General features: G+C 60.5%; 19 protein-coding genes. 14 read left to right on the top strand and 5 right to left on the bottom strand.

Features of this window, described 5'->3' with window-relative positions:
• Positions 1-304: 304 nt before the first annotated feature.
• A complete protein-coding gene (locus ACR3FE_RS12610) occupies positions 305-622 on the top strand; it encodes a ubiquitin-like small modifier protein 1 (RefSeq protein ID WP_458207494.1) in 318 nt (105 codons plus the stop codon).
• Here the strand turns inward: ACR3FE_RS12610 and ACR3FE_RS12605 are convergent, their stop codons facing one another.
• Complete coding sequence (locus tag ACR3FE_RS12605; RefSeq protein WP_458207493.1) at positions 623-1,930, bottom strand: acetamidase/formamidase family protein; 1,308 nt, start codon at positions 1,928-1,930, stop codon at positions 623-625.
• A 208-nt stretch (positions 1,931-2,138) separates the two neighbouring features.
• Between ACR3FE_RS12605 and ACR3FE_RS12600 the strand changes: the two genes are divergently transcribed.
• On the top strand, positions 2,139-2,600 hold the full coding sequence (locus ACR3FE_RS12600) for a hypothetical protein (RefSeq protein ID WP_458207491.1): 462 nt from the start codon (positions 2,139-2,141) through the stop codon (positions 2,598-2,600).
• 16 nt (positions 2,601-2,616) lie between these two features.
• Complete coding sequence (locus ACR3FE_RS12595; protein ID WP_458207489.1) at positions 2,617-3,741, top strand: tyrosine-type recombinase/integrase; 1,125 nt, start codon at positions 2,617-2,619, stop codon at positions 3,739-3,741.
• A gap of 158 nt (positions 3,742-3,899) precedes the next feature.
• Here the strand turns inward: ACR3FE_RS12595 and ACR3FE_RS12590 are convergent, their stop codons facing one another.
• The 4 genes from ACR3FE_RS12590 to ACR3FE_RS12575 form a co-directional block, all read right to left on the bottom strand.
• The gene (locus ACR3FE_RS12590; RefSeq protein ID WP_458207487.1) at positions 3,900-4,325 is read right to left on the bottom strand and encodes an HIT family protein; all 426 of its coding nucleotides are present in this window, start codon (positions 4,323-4,325) and stop codon (positions 3,900-3,902) included.
• A gap of 58 nt (positions 4,326-4,383) precedes the next feature.
• Positions 4,384-4,779 carry a DUF6276 family protein gene (locus ACR3FE_RS12585; protein ID WP_458207485.1) on the bottom strand — a complete coding sequence of 132 codons (396 nt, stop codon included), beginning with the start codon at positions 4,777-4,779 and terminating at the stop codon, positions 4,384-4,386.
• 55 nt (positions 4,780-4,834) lie between these two features.
• On the bottom strand, positions 4,835-5,479 hold the full coding sequence (locus ACR3FE_RS12580) for a DUF502 domain-containing protein (protein ID WP_458207483.1): 645 nt from the start codon (positions 5,477-5,479) through the stop codon (positions 4,835-4,837).
• Positions 5,480-5,555: 76 nt separating this feature from the next.
• On the bottom strand, positions 5,556-6,386 hold the full coding sequence (locus ACR3FE_RS12575; RefSeq protein ID WP_458207481.1) for a proline dehydrogenase family protein: 831 nt from the start codon (positions 6,384-6,386) through the stop codon (positions 5,556-5,558).
• Positions 6,387-6,475: 89 nt separating this feature from the next.
• Between ACR3FE_RS12575 and ACR3FE_RS12570 the strand changes: the two genes are divergently transcribed.
• From ACR3FE_RS12570 to ACR3FE_RS12520, 11 genes are all read left to right on the top strand, one after another.
• Positions 6,476-7,036, top strand: a complete 561-nt coding sequence (locus tag ACR3FE_RS12570) for a CDP-2,3-bis-(O-geranylgeranyl)-sn-glycerol synthase (RefSeq protein ID WP_458207480.1) — start codon at positions 6,476-6,478, stop codon at positions 7,034-7,036.
• Positions 7,037-7,111: 75 nt separating this feature from the next.
• Complete coding sequence (gene pyrE / locus ACR3FE_RS12565; protein ID WP_458207479.1) at positions 7,112-7,639, top strand: orotate phosphoribosyltransferase; 528 nt, start codon at positions 7,112-7,114, stop codon at positions 7,637-7,639.
• 394 nt (positions 7,640-8,033) lie between these two features.
• Complete coding sequence (locus ACR3FE_RS12560) at positions 8,034-8,831, top strand: alpha/beta fold hydrolase (RefSeq protein ID WP_458207477.1); 798 nt, start codon at positions 8,034-8,036, stop codon at positions 8,829-8,831.
• Positions 8,832-9,296: 465 nt separating this feature from the next.
• Positions 9,297-10,694 (top strand): class I adenylate-forming enzyme family protein, encoded by a 1,398-nt coding sequence (locus ACR3FE_RS12555; protein WP_458207475.1) that lies wholly within the window; start codon positions 9,297-9,299, stop codon positions 10,692-10,694.
• Between the two features lie 221 nt (positions 10,695-10,915).
• Positions 10,916-11,608, top strand: coding sequence for a type 1 glutamine amidotransferase (locus ACR3FE_RS12550; RefSeq protein WP_458207474.1), 693 nt, complete (start codon positions 10,916-10,918; stop codon positions 11,606-11,608).
• Positions 11,609-11,689: 81 nt separating this feature from the next.
• Positions 11,690-12,112: a DUF7344 domain-containing protein gene (locus tag ACR3FE_RS12545; RefSeq protein ID WP_458207472.1), complete on the top strand. Its 423-nt coding sequence runs from the start codon at positions 11,690-11,692 to the stop codon at positions 12,110-12,112.
• Between the two features lie 65 nt (positions 12,113-12,177).
• Complete coding sequence (locus tag ACR3FE_RS12540) at positions 12,178-13,341, top strand: acyl-CoA dehydrogenase family protein (protein ID WP_458207471.1); 1,164 nt, start codon at positions 12,178-12,180, stop codon at positions 13,339-13,341.
• 133 nt (positions 13,342-13,474) lie between these two features.
• A complete protein-coding gene (locus ACR3FE_RS12535) occupies positions 13,475-13,777 on the top strand; it encodes a phosphotransferase family protein (RefSeq protein ID WP_458207469.1) in 303 nt (100 codons plus the stop codon).
• Positions 13,774-14,451: a phosphotransferase gene (locus tag ACR3FE_RS12530; RefSeq protein ID WP_458207468.1), complete on the top strand. Its 678-nt coding sequence runs from the start codon at positions 13,774-13,776 to the stop codon at positions 14,449-14,451. The genes ACR3FE_RS12535 and ACR3FE_RS12530 overlap by 4 nt, the downstream gene beginning before the upstream one ends.
• The gene (locus ACR3FE_RS12525) at positions 14,452-15,393 is read left to right on the top strand and encodes a phosphotransferase family protein (protein ID WP_458207467.1); all 942 of its coding nucleotides are present in this window, start codon (positions 14,452-14,454) and stop codon (positions 15,391-15,393) included.
• Between the two features lie 106 nt (positions 15,394-15,499).
• A complete protein-coding gene (locus tag ACR3FE_RS12520) occupies positions 15,500-15,949 on the top strand; it encodes an MOSC domain-containing protein (RefSeq protein ID WP_458207466.1) in 450 nt (149 codons plus the stop codon).
• Positions 15,950-16,017: the final 68 nt, after the last annotated feature.

Below are 16,017 nucleotides of genomic sequence, written 5' to 3'. Positions count from 1 at the left end.
AACTAATGCCAGTTTTCGACTCGCGACTCGTCTCGCACTGGAATGTATTCGTTCCTTCACCCCGTCTCATCCTACATGCTGCCTCTAACAAGCCTTCTCTCGGTCAGTTACCGGGGTGTAGACGAAATGAGGTCGCTCGAGCGCCGTTCTCGGACGCGCTCATAAGCTAAATCGATCGTTCAGATGGGTGTAGCCGACAGATGGAAGAGGACAACAAGATTGTTCAACCTGCCCGCAACGTTACCGGTCTACGCTGGGAACTCTCACCGGAATCATACCTGAGACGAAAATCCGACCTTCCCGAGTGTTTTTCTCGTCTGACCTAGTAACTCGTCCCGTGCAGGTCACCGTGTACGGCCCGCTCCGAAGCGCAACGGGTGAAAAGAACGTTACGCTCGAGTTCGAAGGTGGAACCGTCGAAGACGCACTCTCCGAGTTCGTCGAGCAGTATCCCCGGGCAAAATCGCAGCTCTTCACTACGACAGAAACGCTCCGGCCCAGTGTCCGTCTCTCGGTAAATGGGAACCGAGTCGAGCTCACCGATACGTGTCCACAAGACGCTGATTTGACTATATTTCCCGCGATTCGAGGTGGGTCACGACACCGAACGAAAGTGCTGTGATCAGAGCTTGTATTGGGAGCGGACGAGGTGAGCGAGACCACGCTCCTCGAGTCGCTCCATTGGTGCGAGCATCGTAAGTTGGACGACTCCAGGAAGTCTCCCGATCTCGACACCCCCAGTGAACGTACAGCGAGCACGAACTTCACCTTCGGTCATCTCGAGCAGGTTGCCCGCACGCTCGAAAGCATTCTCCGTCGCATCGTTGATTGTCGCTCCACTGCCAATTACTTGAATCGGCCCCATCTCGTCGATTCGGTCGATACCGTATTCGTCCGCGAGTTTCTGGCCGCGTTCGATTTCCTGGTCAGTGTAGGGCTTGCTGATGTGCGGAAGATCCGCTTCGTTCGGGAGCAAGAGCGGTCCGTCGATGTCGAGCCCTTTGATGACCTCGACGCCAAGTTCGGCACGTCCACTCACGTCCGTGGTGTGAAGCGAGAGTTCGCCGTCGCCCTGGTTAGCGTGCATATCACCGACGTACACACCCCCGCCATCGATCTTGACAGGACAGATCAGGACAGCACCTTCTCGAACGGCATTAATATCCATATGGCCGTCTGTTCGCGCTTCGAGTTCGGTTTCATCGGCGAGCCCCCAGTCGTGTTCTGCGCCGATGAGGAACTGGCCGAAGTCGCCGGCGTTGTGTGAATCAGGTATCTCGATGGGTGGCGTCGTTCCGATGTTCCCGATAAAGGGGCGGAGGTGCCCGAGCGTTCCCGGCATCTCGGCAGGTTTGTAGAGCAGGATGGGATGCTGATGAGAGTTTTCAGGGAGTGCCATCGCTTCGTCAGCCCTATTAGCCAGGTCGCTAGCACCAGGGTCGCCGACAGTGAGACCTACGGAACGATCATCGTCGAAGACGACGGTATAGCCGTATTCGAATCCAAACGACGATGCGTTAGCACCACACTCGACACAGCGAATCGCGTCTTCACCCGTCCCTTCGACGACGCTCTCCGGCCACTTCGCACCGCACTCCGGGCACTTGTGATCGACGAACGGGTCATCGCCAAATGCACCGTCACGTTCGACCATACTTCCAGTGCTCGTTGCGATGCTCGTCACCTCGATGTTCTCTATCTTCAGGGCAATCGCGTCCCCCACCGATGCGTTCTCGACACGGATTGGCCGCGTTACCTCGTGGCCGCCACGGAATTGTGGGGTAATCATCGGCCCCCAGCAAGCTGGTGGTGTGTGTGTCTTGATAGTGCCACCATCTGCAACCGTCCCGGCCCACTCTTGGTCCGGGCCGACGAGTCCGAGCGTATACTGGTCAACCGACAGTTCCTGTGTGACTTCTTGTTGTACCATGGGTTTCCGTCTACTGTTCGTTCGGGACAATCTTAAACAATCGTGTACAATCGTCTGCTGTCATGATGCCATACCGGATGAGGCCGGGAGAAGCAGTGATTCGTGAAAGAAGATCGGCCACGTAGATCACCCTCCATTCGACTGCAGCACGGACATTTTCTCTGGCAGCCGTCACCCATGACGGCTGCCCTGCGGTGGCCGTGGTAGAATGACCAACCCAATATCTCACGACCCTGATCGGCGAATCGGCATCTACAAACGGCTCACGGATGTCCCAGAACAGCATTGTCTTACCCGGTTTGCGGATGCATACGAAGGGAGAAACGTCTGGCAAGAGTTCATCACATCACAGCCCGACAAATACGAATCGAATCACTTCCAGACGACGGTGCGAAAGACCAGACAATCATGGAACGACCATATGGCCCGGCGGGGACGGCATCACGCACTCGCAACGCCCCACGATGTTGAGACGTGGTGTACCTCGCTTGGGAAGACACGGACATTCAGAACGATTTACACACAGTATTGGGTTCGACTCGAACAGCTGTACTCGTGGCTGTACTTCCATACCCAGCACCCGCACGTGTATCATCCAGTGCTCATGGCTGCTGCCGAGTATAAGACTGCTCGGGCAGTGTGGCAGACAAACTCGACTGCCGAAATATAAGTCACAGTGAGCAGCCATGACCGATCCATCGAACACGGAAAACGAACGCGCGACCGTTGCCGAAGCGTTTGGTGAGACGACCGATCCGCTCGCAGACCATGCACCGACCTTCGAGTCAATCCCTGTCGATTCCTTCGAGATATTCGTCAGCGAGGTTCTGGACACACAGCAGCTCGCCGAGCGAACGGTCTACGCCTACGAACGACTCTTCGAGCAGTGGCACAAGCACATGGCGCGCGAGGGCCGACATCCAGCCTGCCCGAATGAACGGCACGTAACCTCGTTCGTTCAGCACTGCCAAACCGTCCGCGGTAACCAACCGGATACCGTACGCACGAAACTCCGACGGTTGAGCAGCGTCTACGAGTACTGGCAACAGGATCCAGCGTTTCCCCATCCACCGGACTACAACCCATTCACCCTCGTGCTCACGAAGCTGAGCCTCGACCGACCCCCTGTCAAGAAACCACCACGGATATCACTCGACGAACTCAGTAGCATCGTACGCTCGGTAACACACGTTCGGGATCGAGCGATTATCGTTTCACAGTTGAAGCTCGGGCTTCGTGCAACAGAACTCTGCAATATGCGAATAGGGGATATCCACCTGGACAATCGCGAGGTTCAGCGTGGGTATCCAGCCCTTGGCACACACGAGCGGCTTGCAGGCCGGTCAAACGCTGTGTACATCCCCTCTCGATACGAGCGCGACGGCAACAAATCCCGTCCACGAGTCCTCCCGCTCGATGACGAACTCCAGCAGATACTTCACCACCATCTGCTCACCCGCCCCGATACGGGCGCACCATGGCTCTTCCAAACGACGTTGACACACAACCAGCTCGAACAGCAACGCGTGAATGCGGTCTGGACCGATGTGTTCCATCCGACGTACGCCGAAATCGACCAGCATCGTGCCGTGACGAACCACTTCGGTCGGCATCGATTCACGACCTACTGGCAGGTCGAGAAGAGCATCAATCGGGAACGGGTGAAATACATGCGGGGCGACACTGTCGAGGGCGAACTCCAGAGCCGAGAAGGAATTGATGACTACGTACATGCGTATTATGAGGATATCGAGCAGGTCTACCGCGAGCACATCTACCGATTCGTCATTATGACAGATTCAATTCCTTAATCAGAACCCCATCCTGCATCGACACGTCTATCACGGTTCCGTCGGCACGAGCGTGTCTCTCGGGCATTCTCGCGTACCGTACTCTCGAACTGGGGTTGGTGAGTCTCGCTTTCAATTACGGGATGAGACTAACCACTGCGCGGAAAACAAGGGAGACCCTATCGAGCGTCGCGGATGTCAGCGGCGATGTCGTCTAGCTCGTCGTCCGAGAGGTCGGGACTGGAGCCTGCGATTGCGTGGATCGGCCTGCCGCCGTCGCCATCGAATCGCGGGATGATGTGCCCGTGGACGTGGGGTACTTCCTGCCCTGCTTCCTCGCCGTTGTTGAACGCGACGTTGCTCGCGTCGGCGTCGACAGCGTCCTCGACGGTGGGCGTGAGGTGGTGGAGCGCCGCGAATACGTCAGCGGCGGTGTCGTCGGGGAGGTCGGCGAGGGTTTCGTGGTGGTCTTTCGGGATGACGAGGGTGTGACCCGGCGCGAGTGGGTTCACGTCGAGGAAGGCGAACACAGTGTCGTCCTCGTAGACGGTTCGGCTGGGAATGTCGCCTGCCACGATCTGGCAGAAGATGCAGTCGTCTGGCATATGTCGCTAGTTGCGGGTTGGCGTCATGAAAGTTGAGGCTTCGAGACGATTCACGCCGTCATCCGCGCAGTTGGAGCAACTGGCGTCGCCGTGACGCGATATCGAAGTGGGGGTCGAGTTCCGGGTCGTCCGCAAGCCGGTCGAGGACGAGCAATGGATCGACGCCCGCTTGTTCGACGCGGTCGAAGAGAGCGTCGATGCGCTGGCGGTACAGTGCGAGCGACGACAGGAGAGCAGTGGCGATCGCCATGGCGGCGGCGGTCTCCCTGTCGTCGGGAAGCGCGTCGCTGACGCGTGTGAAATCGGTGAGTTCGGTCTCCGGATTCTCGATGGGATCGAGAGCGAGACACCGCGTACAGATGAGTACCGACGCCGATTCCGACGGGACGTGCTCGTGAAGTTCGGGCGGGACAGCGAACGGCAGTCGTTCCTCCCCGCATTCAGGACAGTTCATAGATGAATATAGAAGTGCAATCCTCAAAAGCCTACCAGTTATCTCGGTGATACTATCAGGTCGGTGGCGGGGTCTCGGTTCGGTCGTCGCCTTCGTCGGTCACGTTGATGGGTATCCCGCCGTCACTGTTCTCACCGAATCCGGCGCTCAGGATGCGCGTCAAGGCGTCCTCGACGCTCTCTTCGGTTTCGGTGAACTGCTCGGGGTCGACCTCCACGACGAAGCCGGTCGTGATGTTCGGTGCGGTCGGGAGAAAGAGCAGTTCGCGGCCATCATCGGTCGTCTTACCGGTCTTGAACGCGGTCATCCGCATCCCGTTCCACGTCTCGATCTTGACCGGTTTCTGGAGTTGGTTGGTGTCCGAGAGTGCGGTTTCGGCGGCCATCTTGGAGGCGTTGTAGACGATCCGGAGGCCGGGCAGTTGGTTCATCATCCCGTCGATGGTGTTCTCGACGATCCCTCCCACGGTGGTCCGCATGAGATAGCCGACGCTGAGCACGAGCATCGAGAACACGACGAGGACGATGCCGACGCGGACGAGGTCGCCGGGGATCACGCCGAAGAAGAGCGTCTCCGAGATATCCCCTAAAAACGGTAAGCTAGCTATCTTGAGGAACAGCCACGCGATGATGTACGCGGTGACCAACAGGGGGGCCAGAACGATGAGACCACTTCCGGCGTCACGTTTCCACGAAGACATTTAGGTGTAGCATTTGTCCGCAGGAATATAAACCAGTTGCAACGTTTTCCCTCTCCACGACGTTGCACCGTTTTCGTCATCGACCGAGCACTGCGCGCGCTGCGAACAAGAGGTTCTCTTTGCGCTCCATCACGCGCCGATAGAAGTACGACATCCATTTGCCGCCATAGGGGACGTACTGCCAGACCTCGTAATCGCGGGCAAGTTCGTACTGGGCATCCTCGCGCACGCCCATGAGCATCTGTATCTCGAAATCGGTGCCGTACTCGTCGTGGAGGTCTTTCGCGTACTCGATCATCGCCGGGTCGTGGCTGCCGACCGCGACGCCGCCGTCGAACTCCTGGAACATGAACGCGAGATACTCACGGTAGACGGCGTTGACACGCTCTTTCTGCTTGTACGCGACCGCCGACGGTTCGTCGTACGCACCCTTCACCAGTCGCACCTTACCGGGAACGTCGGCGAGTCGTTCGAGGTCGTCTTTCGTCCGTTTGAGATTCGCCTGCATGCAGACGCCGACCTGGCCTTCGTGCTCGCGGGCCAGTCGTTCGTACACGTCGAGTGTCGCGTCGGTGGTCGTGTGGTCTTCCATATCGATCCAGACGAACGTGTCGTCCGCGGCGTCGGTGATGCGTTCCATGTTCTCGCGGAAGACGTGGGTTCCCACGTCCAGGCCGACTTGCGAGGGTTTGACCGAGACGCAGGCCGAGATGTCGGAGCGGTCGATGTCTTCGATCAGTCGGACGTACGTTTCGGCGTCCTCGTCGGCTGGCGGGCGCTCGTCGTAGTGCTCGCCGAGGAGATTGATGATGGCGTTGACGTTGCCCTGGTTCAGCTCCTTCGCGTGTTCCAACGCCTCTGCCGGCGTTTCGCCCGCGACGAAATTGCTGGCGATCGGAGGTATCATACTTCGGGCTTTGTACCCCCGTGCCTTATGGTTATATGTAGCCGCGTCAGACCGGCGGGTCTTAAGACCCCGAGGGTTTCTTCTCGAATATGGAGTTGTTCGACGTGGACGTTTTCGAGGTCGTGGTCGTCGCCGTCTGGGCGATGTTGCCCGCCTACGTGCCGAACAACGTCGCGGTTCTCACGGGGGGCGGTACACCCATCGATGGCGGTCGGACGTGGAACGGAAAGCGACTGCTCGGCGACGGGAAGACGTGGCGCGGAACCATCGGCGGAATCGCCGCCGGGGCGGTGCTCGCGCTGGCATTGAACGCCATCCACACACCGGTCGCGGAGGCGGGCATCACGCTCCCCGACGCCTTCCCGTTCGTGGTCGTTCTCGCCATGCCCACCGGAGCTATGCTCGGCGATATGGCGGCGTCCTTCCTCAAGCGACGAACTGGCCGGAGACGCGGTGCGTCGTTTCCGGGCGTTGACCAGCTTGATTTCGTCGTGATGGCGCTCCTGTTCACCTCGCTCTCCGCGCCGGAGTGGACGCTCGACACCTTCAGCCTCCCGGTTCTCACCGTCGTCGTCCTGGTGACGCCGCTTCTCCACCTGACGACGAACGTCGTCGCGTACGTACTGGGGCTGAAGAACGAGCCATGGTGACGGTGAATCGATAGAATGCACCGCGGTGACATCAGATGAACTACTTTTAAACCCGCTCCCCTCTCGGGTTCGCACATGGCGAATCAGGAACTCATCGACGCGCTACGCGACGCGGACGCCGTCCAGTACGGCGAGTTCGAACTGTCCCACGGCGGGACGAGCAACTACTACGTGGACAAATATCTCTTCGAGACCGATCCGCACTGTCTCGAACTCATCGCCGAGGCGTTCGCGGAGCGACTCGGTGAAACGAAACTGGCGGGCGTCGCGCTCGGCGCGGTACCCCTCGTCGCCGTCACCAGTGTCGAAACAGGCCTTCCCTACGTCATCGCGCGCAAACAGCAGAAGGAGTACGGCACCGCGAACCTCATCGAAGGCCGACTGGAGGAGAGCGAGGAGGTCGTCGTGCTCGAAGACATCGTCACCACGGGCCAGAGCGCGGTCGATGCGGTGGAAGCACTGCGTGACGCCGGAGCAGAGGTGAACCGGATTCTCGTCGTCGTGGACAGAGAAGAGGGTGGCCGCGAGAATCTGGCCGAGGCCGGTGTGGAGATGGAGGCGCTCCTCTCCGCGTCCGACCTGCTCGACGAACGGGACGAGTAACGGGCTGTCGTTGCAGTCGTTTTCGGAATTCGCTCGCGAACTGAGCGGTACTACTGATGGATCTGTGGCGTCGTGACCGGTATATACTTGTATATATGATTTTTAGCTGATACCATGGGGAAGATAGCAGCGATTCTGGCTGGCATCATCTGGTTCGGTATCGGCTACGTCTACCTTCGCTCCTACTGGGCTGGCTGCGATGGACTCAACGGCGAATTGTTCGATTGAGACTCTCTACTGTCCGATACGTGAATTTCCGTCGCTTTGTTGTTCCACGCGGCGGTCGATCAGCACGTTTCGAGGTATGCCAGTACATTTCAGTACATTTCAGTACACACCCTGTGCCGTCGAAAACGAACGATTTGAAACGGTTCCCCCGCGTACCTTCGGACGAATGCCATTCGCGGAACACGACGGCGTCTCGCTCTACTACGAAGTGGACGGCCCGAAAAGTCACGACACGGTCGCTTTCATCGAAGACGCGGGCTACGGCGCGTGGCAGTGGGGCTGGCAACACGCCGCCATCGCAGGCCCGTTCGAATCGCTGGTGTGGGACAACCGAGGAACCGGGCGGTCGGACGCTCCAGCGGGGCCGTACACGATCGCCGAATTGGCCGGTGATCTCGACGCGGTGTTGGCCGACCACGGCGCTCGAAAGGCTCACCTCGTCGGCGCTGGACTGGGCGGGATGGTCGCACTCCAGTACGCCAGAGAGTACACGCGCGCGAAGACGCTGACCCTCATCGGCACGTCACCCGGCGGCGAGCAGTTCGGAATCGACTCGGACGTGCGCGAGCAGTTGCTCACCGAGAAGACGCCCGAGGCGCTCCACGAGTCGCTTCGGCCGGTCGTGAGCAGCGAGGCGTTCGAGGCTGGACTGGAAGATGTCGTGGAGTGGCAACTCGCCGACGACGCCTCGCCCGACGCCCAGCATGCCCAGTTCGCCGCGATGGACGCCTTCGACCTGCGCGACCACCTGTTCGAGATCACGACGCCGACGCTGGTGCTCCACGGCACCGCAGACCGCGTATTTTCGGTGGATGGCGGGCGGGCGCTGGCGGAGGGCCTCCCGCGTGGCGACCTCCGGGAGTTCGAGGATGCTCCGCATCTCGTCCACGTCGAACGCTCGAAGGACGTAAACGACGAACTGCTCGGGTTTCTCGAAGCGCACGCGGACGGGACGGTCAGCTAACGACCAGCTAACGGGTAGCTAGATTCGGCGACGGCGCTACTCAGCCGGGAGCGTCAACGAGTAGTCTGCGGGTCACATCGACGAGGAAAGAATCCTTCTTCGGTGCGGTGCCGACGGGTGGAGGAGGGGGAGAGATGACCTGTTGTGATACGCTTCACAACAGCGTCACTCGCTACTCTCCCCGACACTCTGGACAGATGTTATCCTCAAGGTAGGCCCCCATAACCTCGTTTCCACACCGTTTGCACTCCTCTAACACCTGTTCAGGATCATCTTTGGTGGCCATACTGCGTCCATTTTCAACACGCGCCTTGCATAACAATGTATGTTATAAAGAGTGATAGGACGAGCGTTACGTCCGTCTGAACGACGTGAATAACTTCACACTCTTTCCCCACTCCCCTCTGCACTCTCGTTTCGGCATGTCGCACGAACTGCTAACCCGTTGCACGTCGCAGAACGGGTATGTCACTCTCACTGGCGCGATACGCCGACCTCTGGGATGACCGACCTGCGGTCGTAGACGAGGGCGAGACGCTTTCGTACGCCGGACTCGCTCGTCGCGTCGAGGCCACAGCAGGGAGACTCACTGCGCTTGGCGTCGAAACGAACGACTCCGTGGTCGTCGTCTCTCGAAACCGCGTCGAAGTGCTCGTCTTGCTGTTCGCCGTCTGGCGAATCGGTGGCGTGTTCGCACCGGTCTCACACCGCCTGACGCCCGCGACCATCTCGCGTCCGGTGAACCGGATCGACCCCGACCTCGTGGTGTTCGAATCGGCCCAGCGAGATCTCGTTCGCCAGTTCGATTCGACCCACTCGTTCGAGGAGTTCGAGCACGTCACGCCCGCGGACCACGAACCGGTCGAGCGCGCGCGAACCGACACCTGTCTCCTCGTTCACACCGACGGCGGCGAGCAGGTCGTTCGCCTCTCCATTCGCGCTATCGAGTGGAACTGTATCGCCGCCGTCTCGGGGTGGGGACTCGGCAGGAGCGACGCGACGGTCACACTCCTGCCACTGGCGCTTTCCGACAGCCTCCTTCGGTTCGTCCTTCCCTTGGTCACCGTCGGCGGGCGTGTCGTGCTCCAGCGTGCGTTCGACCCGGAGAGCGCACTGGCCGCCATCGAGCGCCACGGGGTGACCTGTGTCGCTGCGGGGCCGACCGAGTTCCGCGAGTTGGCCGACGTAGCCGGGACGAACGCCAAGTCGTTCGAGTCGCTAGAGTCGCTGGACTCGCTCGACTGGGTGGCCACGCACGCCCGCGTACCACCGGACGTGCGCGAAGCGTTTCCGGTTCCATTCATCCGCGCATATGGGCGGCCCGAAACCGGCCCGAACGTGCTCCGCGGAACGCCGGACGACGAGCGAACCGGGCGACCGCTTCCCCACTGTGACGTTCGAATCGAAATGGAGACGAGCGAGATGGACGACATCGGCGAACTCGCCGTCCGAGGCCCACACACCGCGAGTGGCTACCTCGGCGGCGAAGAGTTCGACGAGTGGGTCCCGACGGGCGACCTGTTCTGCCGGAATTCGGGTGGCTACGTCTTCGTCGGGCGGGTGGACGAACCGTTCGAGAGCGAGGGCGAACGAGTCCACCCGGAGACCGTCGAGACCGTGCTCGAATCGCACCCCGACGTTCGGGCCGCGGGCGTCATCGAGACCGTCGCAGAAACCGGTGGGACTGCGCCGAAGGCGGTGGTCGTCGGTGACGTTTCGCCCGGAAAACTCCGAGAGTTCGCGGAAGAGCGACTCGCCGCCCACGAGGTGCCGCGGGTAGTCGAAGTGGCCGGCTCGCTTCCCAGACGAGCGACAGGGGAACTCGACCGAGGAACCCTCCGCAAGCGATTCGGCGGAGGGTAGGTCACCCTCGTCGGAAAGGAAGACCCACGAACGGTGAGTGAGTGCTGGAGTATCCCTTGCTCGGTGGTGGCATTTTCGCTGGGTTCTTCCTCCTTCCCGGGGACAGCGACTTCGACTTGAAATGTAGCTGCCACGACGGAACCGAGTACTGGCGCAAAAGCAGTGGGCGAAATCCCCGGTAGCGAAACCCACTTGTCGGTTCCGGTTATTAGGGTCGTGTAATGAGTCGGCTCCGAATCGCATTTTTGAACGCCGCGCACGGGGACGAGAATACGCGGCGGAACTTCCGACGGGAACTCGACGCAGACCTCACCGAGTTCGACGTGAACGAAGGTCACCTGCCGGATAGTTTCGACTTCGATGCGGCCGTCGTCTCCGGGTCGCGGTCGTCTGTCTACTGGGACGAAGCGTGGATACCGCCACTCAAAGAGTGGCTCGAAGTAGCAGTCGAAAAAGAGATGCCGATGCTCGGGATCTGTTACGGTCATCAGCTGTTGGCGGACGTGCTCGGCGGCGACGTCCGCGATATGGGCGAATACGAGATCGGCTACCGCAAGGTCGAACACTCCGGCGACTCCGTGCTATTCGACGGTATCGACCGGCGATTTCTCGCGTTCACGACCCACTCCGACGAGGTGGCCGAACTCCCGCCGGATGCGACATCGCTCGCCGAGAACGACTACTCGAACCACGGCTTCCGGAAGGGAGACGTGTTCGGCGTACAGTTCCACCCCGAATACGATATCGCCACTGCCGAAGAGGTCACTCGCGGGAAAGACCTCTCCGAAGAGCGTCTCCAGCAGGTGCTCGATGGCATCAACGACGAGAACTACGCGGCGGCTTTGCAGGCGAAACTCGTCTTCGAGAACTTCACCGAGTACGTTCGCGACGTGCGAAAAGTGGCAGTAGAGTGATCAATTAGTACCGTAATCGGCATAAATAACCTGAATAGTTAACCACCAGAGTCACCCTCGTTGCAGGCGTGGTGGTAGTCCATGGCAGATCCGACTGCGGACGATGAGAACTCATCTCAAACGACCACCTCACCTGCGGGTCCCAACCCGAATATACCCCCGCTTTCACAGGATGCGCTGTTCGACGCACTCGCGTCCCGCCGGAGTCGATACATCCTCCATCATCTGCGGCGTGAAGAGACGCCGGTGACGCTGGACGATCTCGTGGACACGGTCGCCGCGTGGGAGACGGACAAATCGATCGACCTCGTCTCCAACGAACACCGGCACAACGTCTCGATGTCGCTCCAGCACACCCAACTCCCGAAACTCGCGATGGCCGGTCTCGTCCAGTACGACGCCGACCGCGAACTCGTAAGTCAGGGCGTGTACGCGGAGCAGGCCGATGCCTACCTCGATATCGCGGTGGAGCGAGACGACGCGGTTCCGACGATGGACGACTGACTGATTTTTGCGGATTGTTCCACCGAGTAGGAGGGCTTTTTAGCTTCCTCTCCGGAGAGTTTCCCATGCTCGATTACGTGGAACTTGAGGCCGACCTCGGTCAGGAAGAGCGGATGGTTCGGGACACCGCCCGTGAGTTCGTCGAGGAACACGTCAAACCCGACATCGCCGACCACTACGAGGCCGGAACGTTCCCGGAGGAGATCATCCCGGAAATGGGGGAACTGGGCTTCTACGCACCGAATCTCGACGGCTACGGCCTACCGAATCTGAGCGAGACGGCCTATGGCCTGCTGATGCAGGAGTTGGAAGCGTGTGACTCCGGCCTGCGCTCGATGGCGAGCGTACAGGGCGCGCTCGTGATGTACCCGATCCACGCCTATGGCTCCGAAGAACAGAAAGAACGCTGGCTACCTGACCTCGGGGAAGGGAAGGCAGTCGGCTGCTTCGGTCTCACCGAACCAGAACACGGTTCGAACCCATCGGGGATGGAGACCTCCGCGGAGAAGGAGGGCGACGAATACGTCCTCAACGGCTCAAAGACGTGGATCACCAACTCACCCATCGCAGACGTAGCGGTCGTCTGGGCGCGCGACCGTTCCGCCGAGGACGACCCGGTTCGCGGGTTCCTCGTCGAGACCGACCGTGACGGCGTGACGACGAACAAGATCGACGAGAAGCTCTCGCTCCGCGCGTCCATCACGGGCGAGATCGGCCTCCAGAACGTGACGATTCCGGAGGAGAACGTCCTGCCGGGCGTCGAAGGGATGAAAGGTCCTCTCTCGTGTCTCACGCAGGCCCGGTACGGTATCGCGTGGGGTGCGGTCGGCGCGGCCCGCGACTGCTTCGAGACGGCCCGCGAGTACACCACCGAGCGCGACCAGTTCGGCGGCCCCATCGCCCGATTCCAGCTCCAGCAGGGCAAGCTGGCGGAGATGGCGACCCAGATCACCACGTCGCAACTGCTCGCCTACCGCCTCGCGGAACTAAAAGAGCGCGGCGACCTGCGCCCCCAGCACGTCTCGATGGCGAAGCGCAACAACGTCCGGATGGCCCGCGACCAGGCCCGCGTCGCCCGCGAGATGCTCGGTGGCAACGGCATCACGACGGATTACCCGCCGATGCGCCACATGGCGAACATGGAGACGGTGTACACCTACGAGGGAACGCACGATATCCACACGCTGGTTCTCGGGCAGGATCTGACTGGCATCGCCGCCTTCGAATAGACGGTACTGTCGGAGAATTTAAATATAAGTTCATCGAATCGTCTCTCGTCCATTCTTTCGGTCGGAGCGACAGCGCCCGCGCTCGAATCGGACTGTCACCCGACCGGTCGTCGCCCGTCACGCGACGAAGACCATGCAAGAAAACGAACGAGACGTACACGACGGACACAAGAGACTCGCACCGCACGCAGAACAGTACGAAGTCGTCCGGAAGCTACACGACGTGCCGCCGCACGTTACGCACGAAGTTCGAATTGATGGGAAGCGAGCGGTCTGCAAACGGGCGACGAGCGACGAAGGTGACCCGGCGATGGAAGCACGGACGATGCAGTTCCTCGAAACGAACACGTCGGTTCCGGTGCCACACGTCCTCGCGGTCGGAGACGACTACTTCGTCGCGGAGTGGACGAAGGCGTACCAGAGGACGGTCGTGTGAACGAGAAGAGTGCTCGCGTCATCGGTGCTGGACTGGCGACGTTACACGACGAGACGCACGCCGCATTCCAGTCGTCGGAGAGGCGATTCGAGTCGTCCGGATTCCTCGAAGCAGGCGACGGGGAACTCACACTCGACGCCCGCGAGTCGTGGCACGAGACGGTCTGTGACTTTCTCGCCGTCCAACGCGACTTCCTGCGCGACGGTGGATACGACGCGGATGCCGATGCAGCGACCGATGCGCTAGCGTTCGTCCGCGAGCGTCCGGAACTGCTCCGTGGCGCAGGCGAACCGGTTCTCTGTCACGGCAACTACGTCCCGGATCACGTCGGACGTGACGGTGATGCGGTGACCGCCGTCATCGACTTCGAACACGCGCTCGTCGGCCCGGGCGAGTACGACTACTGGCGAACCGCGATACCGATGCTCACGGGACCGGACGGCGTGGACGAGACGCTGGCCGAGGCGTTCCGAACGGGCTACGAGTCGGTTCGGTCGCTTCCACCCGGATTCGACCGACGAGAGACGGTTTATGGTCTGATAACCGTGGTCTCGTTCTTCCGGTCGCTCCGCCTCCAGCGCCAGCAGACCGGACGGGAGGCGGCCCGAACTGCGGCGCGGTTCCGAGAGTACGTCTCTGAGATTATCGATTCGCTTCAGGAAGAATCGGTGTAGATGGCCGATACGAAGAAGCAGATACATAAGGCACTCGCGACGCACGCCGATGAATACAGGATCAAACGCGAACTTCCATCGCGTGCACCGAACGCGGTGTACGAGGTCACGCTCGACGGTCGCCGAGCTGTCTGCAAAGTCGTCAGCGGTGACGACGCACAGATACGGAAAGATGCGCTCGCTACTCGTTACGTCTACGAACAGACCCCAATACCGATTTCTCGCGTCCTCGCTATCGAAGACGACTGCGCGATTTTCGAGTGGGCCGAGGGCATCACGTACGATGCCGACACGAATCGGGCGTTGCGCGAACACCGTCTTCGAAACGCAGGTGCGACATTGGCAACCCTGCACGAATCGACCAGCTTCGTGGCGTGTGGCTACCTGAACTGCCGAGACGGGGAACTTACCCTCGATGCTCGCGAGACGTGGGCCGCTTTGCTTGCCACGATCCTGGACGGTTGGTGTGACGACCTCGTCGGCACCAGATTCGAGGAGGCTGGCGAATCCGTGCAATCGTTCGTTCGCGAGCACGGAGATGGGTTCACCGCGGTCTCCGGGCCAGAATTCGTCCACGGTGACTACCAACCGGCGAACCTCCTGTTCGAAGATGAGTCCGTCGCCGCAGTGCTGGACTGGGAATTTTGCTTCGCTGGTGCTGGTGAGTTCGACCTCTGTCGTGCCGAGCGTGAGTTCTTCGACTGGCACACTGCACCCGAGGACGACGACCTTCGAGGGTCGATCCGAGAAGGGTACGAATCGGTTCGTACTCTCCCACCCGGATTCGAATGGCGGCGGCACGTCTACCGCGCTGTGCTCAAACTCGACCCGATGCGCTTTTTCGAGGCGTGGAACGGACAGGTCGAGAACGCCGACGAGATGGCCGAGTCGATGTGTTCGTTCGTTCACGACGAGTTGGAACTGGCCCGCAAGAAATTATAAACCGCCTCGGCCTGCTCCGCCTGTCGAACCGTCCGAACTACCGCCAACCACGATTTTATACCGTCTCCGAGTAACTGGCGGATATGAACGGGACGGGCGAGCGAGCATGAACGGAACTGGCGAAGTCGAGGCGATTCACGTTGCGTCCGAGTCGGCGGCGGAAACGGAAGCGGTCGAGACGGTCGAAGCGGTGGCGGGGGCGGGCCTGCGCGGTGACCGCCACTTCGACCACGACTCGTCGGGCGACGACATAACCCTCATCGAGGCGGAGGCGCTCGTTGCCATCGAGCAGGAGGCAGGCATCTCGCTCAAACCGGGCGCCCATCGCCGGAACGTGACGACGCGCGATGTCGCACTGAACCATCTCGTCGGCGAACGATTTCGCGTGGGTGAGGTGGTGTGTGAGGGCGTGGAACTCTGTGAACCGTGTTCGCATCTGGAGTCGCTGACGCAGGACGGGACGCTTTCGGCGCTGGTTCACAGGGGCGGGCTTCGGGCTGTCGTCGTGGAAGACGGGGAGATACAGGTAGGAGATTCGGTCGAATCGATGTCGTGATCGTGGAACGGTTTCTGTGGATTTTCCTTTGATTTCTGATGCGTTGAGCGATCGGAGAGTGCTGATGA

Source organism: Haladaptatus rarus, assembly GCF_054177585.1.
Note: the sequence above shows the minus strand (reverse complement) of the source record. Positions and strands in the feature narration are given on the sequence as shown.

Bases quoted from the DNA above. Each gene is read 5' to 3' on its own strand.
- ACR3FE_RS12605 (WP_458207493.1), bottom strand. From the start codon at position 1,930: ATGGTACAACAAGAAGTCACACAGGAACTGTCGGTTGACCAGTATACG.
- ACR3FE_RS12600 (WP_458207491.1), top strand. From the start codon at position 2,139: ATGACCAACCCAATATCTCACGACCCTGATCGGCGAATCGGCATCTAC.
- ACR3FE_RS12595 (WP_458207489.1), top strand. From the start codon at position 2,617: ATGACCGATCCATCGAACACGGAAAACGAACGCGCGACCGTTGCCGAA.
- ACR3FE_RS12590 (WP_458207487.1), bottom strand. From the start codon at position 4,325: ATGCCAGACGACTGCATCTTCTGCCAGATCGTGGCAGGCGACATTCCC.
- ACR3FE_RS12585 (WP_458207485.1), bottom strand. From the start codon at position 4,779: ATGAACTGTCCTGAATGCGGGGAGGAACGACTGCCGTTCGCTGTCCCG.
- ACR3FE_RS12580 (WP_458207483.1), bottom strand. From the start codon at position 5,479: ATGTCTTCGTGGAAACGTGACGCCGGAAGTGGTCTCATCGTTCTGGCC.
- ACR3FE_RS12575 (WP_458207481.1), bottom strand. From the start codon at position 6,386: ATGATACCTCCGATCGCCAGCAATTTCGTCGCGGGCGAAACGCCGGCA.
- ACR3FE_RS12570 (WP_458207480.1), top strand. From the start codon at position 6,476: ATGGAGTTGTTCGACGTGGACGTTTTCGAGGTCGTGGTCGTCGCCGTC.
- pyrE (WP_458207479.1), top strand. From the start codon at position 7,112: ATGGCGAATCAGGAACTCATCGACGCGCTACGCGACGCGGACGCCGTC.
- ACR3FE_RS12560 (WP_458207477.1), top strand. From the start codon at position 8,034: ATGCCATTCGCGGAACACGACGGCGTCTCGCTCTACTACGAAGTGGAC.
- ACR3FE_RS12555 (WP_458207475.1), top strand. From the start codon at position 9,297: ATGTCACTCTCACTGGCGCGATACGCCGACCTCTGGGATGACCGACCT.
- ACR3FE_RS12550 (WP_458207474.1), top strand. From the start codon at position 10,916: ATGAGTCGGCTCCGAATCGCATTTTTGAACGCCGCGCACGGGGACGAG.
- ACR3FE_RS12545 (WP_458207472.1), top strand. From the start codon at position 11,690: ATGGCAGATCCGACTGCGGACGATGAGAACTCATCTCAAACGACCACC.
- ACR3FE_RS12540 (WP_458207471.1), top strand. From the start codon at position 12,178: ATGCTCGATTACGTGGAACTTGAGGCCGACCTCGGTCAGGAAGAGCGG.
- ACR3FE_RS12535 (WP_458207469.1), top strand. From the start codon at position 13,475: ATGCAAGAAAACGAACGAGACGTACACGACGGACACAAGAGACTCGCA.
- ACR3FE_RS12525 (WP_458207467.1), top strand. From the start codon at position 14,452: ATGGCCGATACGAAGAAGCAGATACATAAGGCACTCGCGACGCACGCC.
- ACR3FE_RS12520 (WP_458207466.1), top strand. From the start codon at position 15,500: ATGAACGGAACTGGCGAAGTCGAGGCGATTCACGTTGCGTCCGAGTCG.